Source organism: Bradyrhizobium sp. 62B (genome assembly GCF_030272265.2).
GTDB lineage: Bacteria > Pseudomonadota > Alphaproteobacteria > Rhizobiales > Xanthobacteraceae > Bradyrhizobium.
In genome coordinates this window covers 4,137,676-4,150,732 of sequence record NZ_CP092841.2, presented here as the reverse complement: position 1 = coordinate 4,150,732, position 13,057 = coordinate 4,137,676, and the positions used below count along the sequence as shown (strand labels likewise).

Annotated in this window: 9 protein-coding genes; 3 read left to right on the top strand and 6 right to left on the bottom strand. The window is 64.5% G+C overall.

What is annotated here, in order from left to right; genetic code table 11:
* Window positions 1-60: 60 nt before the first annotated feature.
* Window positions 61-1,506 carry a DNA repair protein RadA gene (gene radA, locus ML401_RS19620; RefSeq protein ID WP_211417396.1) on the bottom strand — a complete coding sequence of 482 codons (1,446 nt, stop codon included), beginning with the start codon at window positions 1,504-1,506 and terminating at the stop codon, window positions 61-63.
* Window positions 1,507-1,699: 193 nt separating this feature from the next.
* Between radA and ML401_RS19615 the strand changes: the two genes are divergently transcribed.
* Both ML401_RS19615 and ML401_RS19610 read left to right on the top strand, forming a co-directional pair.
* The gene (locus tag ML401_RS19615) at window positions 1,700-2,848 is read left to right on the top strand and encodes an ABC transporter substrate-binding protein (RefSeq protein WP_259211371.1); all 1,149 of its coding nucleotides are present in this window, start codon (window positions 1,700-1,702) and stop codon (window positions 2,846-2,848) included.
* Window positions 2,849-2,865: 17 nt separating this feature from the next.
* The gene (locus ML401_RS19610; RefSeq protein WP_259211364.1) at window positions 2,866-4,917 is read left to right on the top strand and encodes a bifunctional diguanylate cyclase/phosphodiesterase; all 2,052 of its coding nucleotides are present in this window, start codon (window positions 2,866-2,868) and stop codon (window positions 4,915-4,917) included.
* A gap of 6 nt (window positions 4,918-4,923) precedes the next feature.
* On the opposite strand, the gene ML401_RS19605 is transcribed toward ML401_RS19610, so the two are convergent.
* The 5 genes from ML401_RS19605 to glgA all read right to left on the bottom strand — a co-directional run bounded on the left by ML401_RS19605 (window position 4,924) and on the right by glgA (window position 10,913).
* A complete protein-coding gene (locus tag ML401_RS19605; RefSeq protein WP_259211362.1) occupies window positions 4,924-5,649 on the bottom strand; it encodes a sulfite exporter TauE/SafE family protein in 726 nt (241 codons plus the stop codon).
* A 96-nt stretch (window positions 5,650-5,745) separates the two neighbouring features.
* Window positions 5,746-7,983: a glycogen debranching protein GlgX gene (gene glgX / locus ML401_RS19600; RefSeq protein WP_259211360.1), complete on the bottom strand. Its 2,238-nt coding sequence runs from the start codon at window positions 7,981-7,983 to the stop codon at window positions 5,746-5,748.
* A gap of 24 nt (window positions 7,984-8,007) precedes the next feature.
* On the bottom strand, window positions 8,008-8,289 hold the full coding sequence (locus ML401_RS19595) for a hypothetical protein (RefSeq protein ID WP_194402483.1): 282 nt from the start codon (window positions 8,287-8,289) through the stop codon (window positions 8,008-8,010).
* A 67-nt stretch (window positions 8,290-8,356) separates the two neighbouring features.
* Window positions 8,357-9,493, bottom strand: a complete 1,137-nt coding sequence (locus ML401_RS19590; protein WP_259211341.1) for a glycosyltransferase family 4 protein — start codon at window positions 9,491-9,493, stop codon at window positions 8,357-8,359.
* A gap of 10 nt (window positions 9,494-9,503) precedes the next feature.
* Entirely contained in the window at window positions 9,504-10,913 is a 1,410-nt protein-coding gene (gene glgA, locus ML401_RS19585) for a glycogen synthase GlgA (RefSeq protein ID WP_259211337.1), read from the bottom strand.
* Window positions 10,914-11,279: 366 nt separating this feature from the next.
* Here glgA and treZ point away from each other — a divergent pair, with 366 nt between their 5' ends.
* On the top strand, window positions 11,280-13,055 hold the full coding sequence (treZ, locus tag ML401_RS19580; RefSeq protein WP_376717374.1) for a malto-oligosyltrehalose trehalohydrolase: 1,776 nt from the start codon (window positions 11,280-11,282) through the stop codon (window positions 13,053-13,055).
* Window positions 13,056-13,057: the final 2 nt, after the last annotated feature.

Below are 13,057 nucleotides of genomic sequence, written 5' to 3'. Positions count from 1 at the left end.
AATCCCATGCTGCTTTTGTGACGGCTGTATAGCGGCGGGGGCCTCCGGCGTCACCTCCACCTAGCCCTCTCCGCGGCGGAATCTTGCCGGTGTGGCATTTTTCTCGGCCGGCGCGTTCGATTCGCCCCGGCGCGAGCCGCGGGCGGCGATCTCGGCCACCAATGTCGTCAGGCTATTGACCGCGTTCAGCGTCAATCCGGCATCGCCGCCGGTCTCGCCCCGGGCCGATTCGGGCAGCACGGCGCGCTGGAAGCCGAGTTTTGCGGCTTCCTTGAGCCGAGCCGGGGTCTGCGCCACCGGCCGCACCACGCCGGAGAGCGAGATCTCGCCGAAATAGACCGCATCGGTCGGCAATTGCGCATTAACCAGGGATGACACCAGCGCCGCCGCGGCGGCGAGGTCGGCCGCCGGCTCGTGGATGCGCAGGCCGCCGGCGACGTTCAGATAAACGTCGTGGCCGGACAGCTTGACCCCGCAATGGGCCTCCAGCACCGCCAGCACCATCGACAGTCGGCTCGGATCCCAGCCGACCACCGCGCGCCTGGGCGTGCCGAGCGAGGTCGGCGCGACCAGCGCCTGCAACTCGACCAGAACGGGCCGCGTGCCCTCGATACCCGCGAAGACTGCGGTGCCGGGCGTGCCGAGATCGCGCTCGGACAGGAAAAGCTCCGAGGGATTGGTGACCTCGCGCAGGCCGAGGCCCGTCATCTCGAACACGCCGATCTCGTCGGTCGGCCCGAAACGGTTCTTCACGGCGCGCAGGATGCGGAATTGCTGCGAGCCTTCGCCCTCGAACGACATCACCGCGTCGACCATGTGCTCGACCACGCGGGGGCCGGCGATCTGGCCGTCCTTGGTGACATGGCCGACAAGGATGATGGCCGCGCCGGTCTTCTTGGCAAAACGGATCAGCGCCTGCGCCGAGGCGCGCACCTGGGTCACGGTGCCGGGCGCCGATTCCACCGTGTCGGTCCACATGGTCTGGATCGAATCGATCACGATGAGGCGCGGAACGGCGCCCTCCGACAGTGTCGAGACGATATCCTCGACCGAGGTCTCGGCGGCGAGCTGCACCGGCGCGTCCGACAGGCCGAGCCGCTCGGCGCGCAGCCGCACCTGCGCGACCGCCTCTTCACCGGAGATGTAGACAACGCGGTGGCCTGCACGCGCCAGCAGGCTGGTCGCCTGCGTCAGCAGCGTCGACTTGCCGATGCCGGGATCGCCACCGACCAGCAGCACCGAACCACGGACGAAGCCGCCGCCGGTGACGCGATCGAGCTCGGTCATGCCAGAGGACAGGCGCGGCGCATCCGGGCTCTTGCCGGCGAGGCTCTCCAGCGCAAACGTCCGGCCCTTGCGCTTGGAGCGGATCGAGACCGGCACGCTGCCGCTGGTGTCTTCTTCCGCGAGCGTATTCCACTCGCCGCAGGACTCGCATTTGCCCTGCCAGCGGTTATAGGCCGCGCCGCAGTTCTGGCAGACGAAGGAAAGCGTGTTCTTGGCCATGGGGACAGATGAGTCGAGGTTTCAGCTTGCTGATAGCACGGAATGGCAGGGTGATCGCCGGCGCTTCGATTATCTCAATTCGGCAGGCCAGATATACCTTTCATTAGCCCTGTGTCGCCGTGGCCGGGTGGATTTTGCGAAGTGTTAGCGGACGCGGGTCCAACCTCGGAACCATCGGGGGCGGCGAAGAGAAATGACGAGATTCCTGCGAATATTGCTCGCTGTGGGCATGGCCGGCGGCGTTTTCGCGTCCGCCAGCCCCAGCTATGCCAAGCCCCTCGACATCGTGTTCGTCAATCCCGGCAAGACCGGCGAGGTCTACTGGGACATGGTGGCGCAAACCATGCAGGCCGCCGGCCGCAAGCTCGATGCGCATGTCGAGGTGCTGACCAGCGAACGCAACTATCGCACCATGCAGGAGCTCGGATTCGGCGTGGTCGCACGCCGTGACAAGCCCGATTTCCTCATCCTGTCGAACGAGGAATCCGCCGCCGTTCCCATCCTGGAGGCGGCCGAGGCTGCGGGCGTCAAGACCCTGCTGCTCTCGAACACGCTGATCGGCGAGGATGCGGCGCGACTTGGACCGCCCCGGCAAAAGCTCAAGACCTGGCTCGGCGACATCACGACCGATCTTCAGACCGCGGGCGCGCGGATGGCCAACGCCCTGATCGCGGCCGCGCGTGCCGAGAAATGGCAGAGCCCGGACGGCAAGATCCATCTTCTCGGCATCGGCGGCGACGAGATCACGCCCGCCTCGATCGCGCGCAACGCCGGTCTCAAGCTTGCGGTGGACGCCGCGCCTGACGTCGTGGTGGACCGGCTGCTGTTCGCCAACTGGACGCAGTCGGAGGCCGAGCAGGTCACCACGAATTATCTGAGCTGGGCCTCGCGCAAGGAGATCCGGCCCGCCGGCATCTGGGCTGGAAACGATCCGATGGCGCTCGGCGCGCTGCGCGCGGTGGTCGCCGCCGGCCTCATGCCCGGCCGCGACATTCAGCTGGTCGGCCTCAACTGGTCGGAGGACGCGCTGCGCGAGATCAGGGCAGGCCGCCTGCTGCTGACCGACGGCGGGCATTTCCTGCTTGGCGGCTGGTCGATCGTTCTGCTGCGCGATTATGCCGACGGCTGCGATTTCGCGGCGGCCTCGCCCCGCGTCGAGGTCAAGACCTCTGCAATCACCCGCCAGAATCTCGCCTCGGTCGGCGACCTCATCAAGACGCGTGCGTTCGACCGGATCGACTTCGCGCGCTTCAGGGCGAAGCCGGGACGCTGCGGTCACTATGACTTCTCGCTCGATGCGCTGATTTCGTCGCTGCCGCTTCCCGAAGGCGCCGCGGACTGATGCGCGAGGATGAGGCGATGAACGAGCCGGAAAGTAACGACGAGGCCGCGCCGCCGCGCCTGCGCTCGGTCGTTCGCGCGATGATCTGGGCCACCGTGCCCGTTCTGCTGCTGGTGCAATTGCTGGCCTCCGCCGGTGTCGAGGCTTCGAGCTTCTGGTCGCAGATCAGGCAGCTCGACGCCCGCATGGCCCGTGTTGCCGAGAGCCGCGCCGAGCTGATCGCCGAGCCGCTCTGGAAGATGCGCTACGACCAGGTCACGGGCGTGCTCAACGAGATCATGCACGACGAGACCATCGCGGCGGCGGCCGTCTATGACGACACAGGCGCTGCGATTGCCCGCGTGGTGGCGCGCCCCGAAGGACAGACGGTCGCGGAGGTCTCGCGTCCGATCCAGTACAGCAACGGCAACATGGCCGTTCAGGCCGGCCGCATCGCCATCGCCTATTCCCATAAGGCGTTGTATGCGGACACCGGCAGCCGGATGGTGCTGCTGCTGGTCGTCGGCCTGCTCGCGACGTTTGCGACCCTGATCGCCATGCGGATTTCCGCCAACATCTTCATCGGCAGGCCGCTGGCGGCCATGATGTCGGCGATCCAGCGCAGCAAGCAGGACGGCCGCGCCTATCCGGCGGACGTCACATCCGCGAACGAATTCGGCCAGCTCGCGCGCGCCTTCAACGCTATGCAGCATACGACGTCGGGCGCGCTCGACCGGCTCGGACACATGGCCGCGCACGATCCGCTCACGGGGCTGCCCAACCGGCGCTCGCTGACCGAGCGGCTTGCCGTCGCGAGCCGCGATGGCGGCAGGCCGGACGCGCTGGTCGCGTTCTGCTTCATCGATCTCGACGACTTCAAGGGCATCAACGACACCTTCGGCCACGAGGCCGGCGACCAGCTCCTGGTGCAAATTTCCGAGCGTCTTCGTCGTGCGGTCGAGGCGGAGGATTGGGTCGCCCGGCTCGGCGGCGATGAATTCGTCGTCATTCGCCCCGAGGTGAGCAACGAGGCGTCGGCGCACGCCTTCGCACAGCAGGTGCTGGCCGCCATTTCCGAACCGATCCGGCTCCACGACAAGCAGGTCGTGCCGCGCGCCAGCATCGGCCTTGCCGTGCGCCGCGCCGACGATCCGGAGCTGTCGCACCTGCCGACGCTGGCCGATATCGCGCTCTATCATGCCAAGAGCAAGGCGCCCGGCACGGTCGCCGTGCTCGACGAAGCGCTGCAGCGCGACTATCGCCGCCGCAGGGATCTCGAGCTTGCCATCCCCACGGGCTTTGTCGAGGGACAGTTCGAGGTCTGGTACCAGAGCCAGGTCGACCTCGAGAGCCAAGATGTCGTCGGCCTGGAAGCGCTGATCCGCTGGCGGCATCCCGAACATGGCGTGATCGGCCCGGCTGAATTCCTGCCGCTGATCGAGCGCAGCGGCAACAACGCGCGGCTGACCCGTTACGTGCTGACCGACGCCTGCTGGGCGCTGCAGCGGCTCGCCGCCGCCGGCAGGCCGCAGATCCGGATCGCGATCAATCTGCCGCCGTCCGAGCTTGCCGACCATTCGCTCGCCGCCGAGCTGCGCGCGAGCTGCGCGCGCTTCGACGTTGCGGCCTCACTGCTGGAGCTCGAGATCACCGAGGGCTCGCTGATCAACAACATCGCCAGCGCCTCCGAGACGCTGCATCGCCTGCGCCGCCTGGGAGCCACGATCGCGCTCGACGATTTCGGCACCGGTTACAGCTCGCTCGCGCATCTCCGGCGTTTCCCGCTCGACAAGGTCAAGATCGACAAGGCGTTCATCAACGAGATTCCCGATAGCGCGGAAGACAAGGCGATCGTCGGCGTGATCGCATCGCTCGCCGGCACGCTGGGGCTCACTTTGGTCGCTGAAGGCATCGAGCGCGCCGAGCAGGCCGCGGCCATGCGCGAGATGGGCGTGAGATTCGGGCAGGGCTACTTCTATCAGCGGCCGCAGCCGCTCGACGCCGTGCTACAATGGCTCGAGACGCGGCCGGCGGTCGAAAGCCGCGTCCTTGCCGACAGCCCGTCGATCGCGCCCGAATTCGCCGCCTGAGCGCGGTCAGGGCTGCGCCGCGTTCCACAGCATCGAGAGCCCGGCCGCGATCATGATCGCGTCCATTAGCAGGCGGAACATGTCCGGCTTCAGGTGCAGCACGAAGCGTTTTGCGATGAAGGCGCCCGACATCAGCGAGGCGCCCGCGATCAGGCCCTTCATGAAGACATCGCCGGTCAGCGCGCCGAAGCGCTCGAAGGTCACTGATTTCGCGAAATAGAGGCCGAGCGAGCTTGCGGCCTCGGTGGCCAGGAAGGCGCCCTTCGAGAGGCCGTAGAACAGGAACAGTGGCACGCTGAGCGGGCCGGTCGAGACCACGATGCCGGTGAGATAGCCGATGACCGCGCCGCCGATCGCAAGGTGCCAGAGATTGGCCTTCAAATCGTGCCGCGCCAGCCAGTGCCGCACCGGCACCATCGCAATCAGGAACACGCCGATGGCGAGATCGACGGCATGCGAGGGCAGCGCCAGCAACGTCCGCGCGCCGAGCACGGCGGCCGGAATGCCAGTGACCGAATAGGCCGCGCAAGCCCGCCAGTCGACCTCGCGCCACCAGGCCAGGATGCGCGAGAAATTCGCCATCACGGACGCCACCGCCATGATCGGCACGGCTTCCTTCGGCCCATAGGCATAGACCAGCACCGGCATCAGCATGATCGACGAGCCGGTGCCGACGATGCCTGAGATGGTGCCGGCGACGAGGCCGACGGTGAGGACGAAGAGGAAGGCCAAGAGGAGAAGCTCCGGGAATCGGAGCAGTGTAGCTGCGCGGGCCGGCGAGGGCGATACCGGCTGCAGCCTGGGTGTGCTTTCCGCGAGGCTGGAACTCTAGCGCGGCAATGGCGCTTCCGCGACATCGAGCAGCGCGCCGAGACCTTGTAGCAGGCGTCGCGTGGCCGCATTCTCGGTGGCAAGACCAAATACGACAAGCGACCGTCCGGTCACGGCGTAAGCGTGTCCGAGCTCGAATGCGGGCATCTGGGCCTCTGGCTGATTGGTATCGATCAATCCCAACCAGCTGTTTCCATCGGTGACCGTCGGTAAGGTGAAGTTCACTACATCATAGTGGGCGTTGTAGATCAGAAGCATCGTCGCGTCCGAGCCGCGGCGCTTGATCCCGGTCTCCTGGGCGCGTCCGTCGAGCAGCATGCCGAAGCACTTGGCGTTGCCGTCCTGCCATTGCTCGCTGGTCATCTCGTCGCCGGAGGGCGACAGCCATGTGACGTCCTTGACGTCGAGCTCTTCGTTGTGCGAGCCGACCAGGAAGCGGCTGCGATAGAGGATCGGGAAGGCCTTGCGCGTGGCGATCAGCTTGCGCGCGAATTCGCGAAGGCTGCGGCCGTTTGCCGTGATACCCATCCAGTCGAGCCACGTCGTCTCGTTGTCCTGGGCATAAGCGTTGTTGTTGCCATTCTGGGTGTGCCCAAACTCGTCCCCGGCAAGCAGCATCGGCGTGCCGTGGGACAGAAGCATCGTCGCGAGCAGATTCCGCTTCTGGCGTTCGCGCAGCGCAGTGATCTCGGGATCGTCGGTCGGTCCTTCGACGCCGCAATTCCAGGAATGGTTGTTGCTGTGCCCGTCGCGGTTGTCCTCTCCGTTCGCCTCGTTGTGCTTGTCGTTGTAGGAGACGAGATCGTTGAGGTTGAAGCCGTCATGCGCCGTGATGAAGTTGACGCTGGCCCAAGGCCGGCGTCCGCGCTTGTTGAAGAGATCGCCCGACCCCGACACGCGCTTGGCGAAGTCCGCGATTGATCCCTCGTCGCCCTTCCAGAAGGCGCGCGCACTATCCCTGAACTTGTCATTCCATTCGGCCCATCCAGGCGGAAATTGGCCGACCTGATAGCCGCCCGGGCCGATGTCCCACGGCTCCGCGATCAGCTTCACGCTGGACAGCACCGGATCCTGACGGCAAGCGTCGAGGAAGCCGCCGCCTTCGTCGAAGCCATAGGGCTCGCGCGCGAGGATGGTGGCGAGGTCGAAGCGGAAGCCATCGACCCGCATCTCATTTGCCCAGTAGCGGAGGGAATCCGCAACCAGCTGCAGCACCCGCGGATGCGACAGGTTCACCGTATTTCCGGTGCCGGTATCGTTGATGTAGTAGCGCTTCTGGTCCGGCAGCAGGCGGTAATAGCTTGCGTTGTCGATGCCCTTGAACGACAGCGTCGGGCCGAGCTCGTTGCCTTCGGCGGTGTGATTATAGACGACATCCAGGATGACCTCGATGCCATGGGCGTGGAACTGGTTGACCATCTCCTTGAACTCGTTCGCGAACGGCGTCTTTAGGTAACGCGGCTCCGGCGCGAAGAAGGCAATGGAATTGTAGCCCCAGTAATTGCGCAGGCCTTTGTCGACCAGATAGCTATCATCAACAAAAGCATGGATCGGCAGCAGCTCCGCGCTCGTGATCCCGAGCGAGCGTAGATAGGCGGGGATTTCCGAATGCGCGAGGCCGGAGAACGTCCCGCGGTCTGCCTCGGGCACCAGCGGATGCAGCTGCGTGAAGCCTTTGACGTGCATCTCGTAGACGATCGTCCGCTCCCACGGCACTTCGGGCTTGCGCGCCGCGCCCCAGGTGAACGCGGGGTCGATGACGCGGCACTTCTGCATGAGCGGCGCGCTGTCGCGCTCGTCAAAGGAGAGGTCCTTGTCGGCGTGGTCGAGTTGGTAGCCGAACAGCTCCGGTCCCCAGCGCAATTGTCCGACCAGCTGCTTGGCGTAGGGATCGAGCAGCAGCTTGTTGGGGTTGAAGCGATGTCCGGCGTCGGGCTCGTACGGGCCATGAACGCGATAGCCATAGACCGTGCCGGGGCGGGCCGCCGGCAGATAGCCGTGCCAGACCTCATCGGTATATTCCGGAAGCTCGATGCGCTCGATTTCGGTTTCACCGTCGGCGTCGAACAGGCACAGCTCGACCTTGGTGGCATAGGCCGAGAACAGCGCGAAATTGACGCCGAGGCCGTCCCAGGTCGCGCCGAGCGGAAACGGCTTGCCTTCCGTGATCCGGGAACGGCGCAGGCTCGACGCCGCCCGCGTCAGGGCGTCGTCGGATTGCGTCTTTTGGTCCATGTCTGCCCCCCAATGACGATCAGGTCAGGATGTCGGCGCTGTTGCCGGTAGTTCGGTCGCGGCCTGTTCAGCAGCCGTTGCCGAGGCGATCACGGCGGCCGGCGGCACATCGGCCGGCTTGGGCAGGACGCTGGCGCGCTGCTGGGCCGCTTCCTTGCTGATTGCGGAGATCGAATTGCCGATCCGCCCGGCGATCGCAGTCAATTCGGCATCTGACAGACCCAAGCGTTTCCTGACGAGGCGCATCTGCGCGCGGTCGGTCAGGTCGAGCTTGTTGCGAATGGGCTTCGGTGTCGAACGGCGCATGGCGGCAACTCCTGTGTGTGGTCGTAACAGTCGCCGGATGTTTCCGTTCCAGTGAATGCGAGACGCGTCAGCTTGCGGTTGTCGCGCCCATCGCCAGACTGGCGGAAGGTATCGGCATCCGGATCGCCACGTCACTTTCGGCAATTGCGAGCATGCCGAGTCCAGGCATTTGCTGAAGCGCGGGCAGGCGGCGATAAGCGGCAAGATAGTCTTTGGCCATCCGCTCGGCCGTGAAGCGTTGCTCGAACCGTTTGCGGATCGCCTGACGTTCGAGCGTGCCGACCAGTCTTGCCGCCGCAATCGCCTCTTCCGTCGTATTCACGACAAATCCGCTCACACCGTGATCGATGACTTCAGGCACAGAACCGTGGGCAAGGGCAATCACCGGCGTGCCGCAGGCCATGGCTTCAATCATGACGAGACCGAACGGCTCCGGCCAGCAGATCGGGAACAGCAACGCGCGGGCGTTGCCGAGAAAATCGGCCTTCTGGAATTCGTTGATCTCGCCAACGAACTCGACATTCGGGTGCGCCGCGACCATCGGCGCGATGACCTGATCCCAATAGCCTTGATCGGCGGCGTCGATCTTGGCCGCCATCTTCAAGGGAACGCCAGTCCTGGCCGCGATTTCGATTGCCTTGTCGGGACCTTTCTCCGGCGAGATCCGCCCGAGGAACGCAAAATAGTCGCCGGAAGGTTCTTGCCGATAGGGCAGGATGTTCTCGGGGAGGCCGTGCAGCACGGTGCCGAGCCAGTTGACCGGCGGCATCGGACTGCGTTGCGCGTTAGAAATCGAGATCAGCGGCGGCTCGGGGAAGGCTGAGTAGAACGGCATCAGATCCGGAAGGTCGAGCCGGCCATGCAACGTCGTGAGAATTCGGTTCGCGTAGGGCCGCATCAAGGGATAGTGCAGTTGATCGGTGTGGAAATGAAGGACGTCGAATTCGTCCGCGCGTCGCGCAACACGGTCCAGCATCATGACGTGGTGGGGCGTCATGTCCTTGACGTCAGGATCGAGACGAAGGGCCATCTTCGAGCACGGCACCAACTCGGCCGACGTGATTGAATCTCCGCTTGCGAACAGCGTAACCTCGTGGCCCTGGCGCACCAGCTCTTCAGTCAGGTAAGAGACGATCCGCTCGGTGCCGCCGTACAGCCGCGGGGGACAGCTCTCGGCGAGGGGAGCAATTTGAGCGATCTTCATGGTCAGTTCCCTAGATCGATGATTTGTAGAGCGCCGCGTAGGATTTGGCCGACTGGCTCCAACTGAAGGCCTGGGCCATGGCGGCCCTGCGCATATGATCGAGACGATCCTTCATGCCGAAGGTCGAAAAGGCCCGGCACAGGCTCCCGAGGAAGCCGGGCGCCGATGCCCGGTCGAACAAAAATCCCGTCTCGCCGTCGACGATGGTCTCGGCGAGGCCGCCGGTGCGGTGGCCGATCGGCAGCGAGCCGAAGCGCTGGGCGTACATCTGGCTAAGTCCGCAAGGCTCGAAGCGCGACGGCATCAACGTGAAGTCGCTGCCCGCGAAGATTTTCCTCGCCTCGGCGTCGTCGAAGCCGATCTTGACGGCAATCGATCGCGGCGCGCGCGCCTGCGCCTGGAGCAGGGCTTCTTCGAACCGCGGCTCGCCCTTGCCGGTGACGACGATCTGGCCGCCCGCATCGATGATCGCTTGAGCGCTCTCGATCACGAGGTCGACGCCCTTTTGATGAACGAGGCGCGCCACGAGGGCGAACAGGGGACCGCGTGAGATTGCCAGGCCGAACTGGTCCCTGACGTCGTCGGCGTTGAGGGAACGCTCGGTCCAGTCACCGGCCCCGAACGGCTGCAACAGCGACGAGCACGTCCTCGGGTCCCAGCTCTCGTCGATGCCGTTGAGGATGCCGGACAGCTGGTTGCGATCAGCTCTTTGCTTCAGGAGCCCTTCGAGACCGCAGCCGAACTCGGCCGTCGTGATCTCCCGCGCATAGGTCTGGCTGACGGTGGTCAGGTGCGAGGCATAGACCAGACCGGCCTTGATGAAGGACAGGCGATTGTAGAATTCGACACCGTCGATGTTGAAGCTCGCCTCGGGGATCCCGAGCGGGGCCAGCGAGCTCCGGTCGAAGACCCCCTGATAGGCCAGATTGTGGATCGTGAAGACGGTCGGAATGTGCGCGTAGTGCCATTCTAGATAGCCGGGGATCAGCGCGCATTGCCAGTCGTTGGCGTGAACCAGGTCGGCGGACCAGTCCTTGTCGACCAATCCTCTGGCTATCTGAGCGGCGGCATAGGAGAAAGTGGCGAACCGCACATTGTTGTCGGACCAATCCGCCCCGCGGCCGTCGGCATAGGGCGTGCCGTCCCGCTCGTACAGTTCGGGACAGCGCACGACGTAATATGTCAGGCCATCCGCGGCATGCCCGAGATCGACCTCGAAGGCGGGCAGGGCGGCGTAGGGCTGGCATCGACCCACGGTCTTGAGATCGCTCAAGCCGCGCAGAACCGCCGGATAGCCTGGGATGATGACGCGTACGTCAGCAAGGTCGCGTAAGGCGCGCGGCAGAGCCGCGGAGACGGCGGCAAGGCCGCCGACTTGAATGAAGTCTGATACTTCGGGCGTCGCGAACAGGATCCGCATTCGCTATGCCCACCGACCGGGGCAATAGTGGTCTTTGCCAACCATCTTTGAATTCCAACGACGCTTCGTCAGTGAAGCGTTGTGGCTCAAATTCTGCGGCGCAACAAAAGTTCCTAAGCTCAACGAGCGACTGAGCTTTTTTTGGCGACGGGTCCAAAAGTGTACACAAGCGGGCTGGGCTGGGGGCCGGAGGAACGAATGTCGGCAGGTCAGCTTTCTCGTCCGCAGGCATCTCTCAAGCGATCGTAACGGCGCGCGCATCGCGCTCCGCCCAAGGCATGCCAATGCGAGCATGCGGCGCGAAAGGCGAACAGATTGATTCAAAGACTGGGATTAGCAGGGCATGCCCGGCGCCACGGCGCTGAGATCGTCGATCATGGGGTCAGCTTCAACCTGTGGGCACCGTCGGCCCGATCGGTGGAGTTGCTGGAGACCGGCCGGCCGCCGCAGCGGATGTCACGCGACGACGATGGCTGGTATCAGATGCTCAATCCAACCGCGCATGCCGGCACGCGCTATCAGTTCAGGATCAACGAGGACCTGATCGTGCCGGACCCTGCCTCGTTCTTCCAGCCCGACGATGTCGGCGCGCCGAGCGAGGTGATCGATATGGCGGCGCTGCAGGATCCTATCCCTTATCCAGGCCGTCCCTGGGCGGAGGCCGTCATCTACGAGCTGCACGTCGGCACCTTCAGCGAGGAGGGGACCTATGCGGGCGTCGAGAAGCGGCTCCCGTATCTGCGCGATCTCGGCATCACCGCGATCGAGCTGATGCCGATCAACGATGTCCCCGGCCGGCACAATTGGGGCTATGACGGCGTGCTGCTGAACGCGCCCAATGCGCGCTACGGCAGGCCGCAGGATCTCAAGCGGCTGTTGCGGGCCGCACACGCCCTCGACATCATGGTTTATCTCGACGTGGTTTATAACCACTTCGGCCCGCAGCTGAATTACCTGCACGCTTACGCGGACAACTTTTTCAACAAGCGTCACACGACCGGCTGGGGGCCTGCCGTCAATTTGGAGGGATCCGACGGCGCCTTCGTGCGCGAGTTCTTGATCGAGAATGCGCTGATGTGGCTGGGTGACTACGGCTTCGACGGCCTGCGCTTCGATGCCGTTCATGCCCTGAAAGACCATTCCGAGCGGCATTTCCTCATGGAGCTTGCCGAGACCATTCGGCACGAATTGCCCGGCCGGCGCATGCATCTGATGCTGGAGAACGAGGCCAATCAGGCGCACCTGCTCGATCGCAGAGACGGACGGCCGAGATATTACGATGCGCAATGGGGCGACGATTTCCATAATGCGCTTCACGTCCTGCTGACGGGAGAAGACGAGGGGTACTACCGCGCGTTCGCGGACAAGCCGCTCGAACACCTTGCGCGATCGCTCACGGAAGGCTTTGCGTACCAGGGGGAGGTCTTTGCACTGCATGATGCGCCACGCGGCGAGCCGAGTGCCCATCTGCCGCCGGAAGCCACGATCTTCTTCGCGCAAAACCACGATCAGATCGGCAACCGCGCCCTAGGTGAGCGATTGTCGACATTGGTCAGCCCGGAAAAGCTGGAGCAGGCGATGGCGCTGGTCCTGCTCAATCCGCACATTCCCATGCTGTTCATGGGTGAGGAAGCGGCTGTCGAAACGCCGTTCCTGTTCTTTGCAGACTGGACCGGAGAAGCGGCCGAACTGACGCGGAAAGGGCGCCGCAAGGAGTTTTCGCACTTCAAGGCCTTCTCGACGCCCGAAATGCGCGCCAGGATTCCGGACCCTTGCGACGTGAGTACCTTCCAGGCCTCGAAACTCGACTGGGCCAGCATCGAGGGTTCTCCGGCTTGCGCGCACTTTCGCGCTTTGACGACGCGATTGCTAAGGATCCGGCGCGAGAGGATCGTGCCGCTGATCGAACAAGGCTTCGTTTCGGCATGGCGTGAATTGCTTGGCGATGATGCTCGACGGGGCGGCGTGGACGTGCGCTGGCAGACAAAGACGCGTGAGAGGTTGCAGCTTGTCGCAAACTTTGGGGATCATCCGCTGCCGATGCCGGAATTGGTGAGAGGCGAATGCCTGTGGCAGGCAGGGCCGGCGGACGAACAAATTCTCGCGCCGGGCGACATCATCGTACGACTGGGGCAGGCTTGACC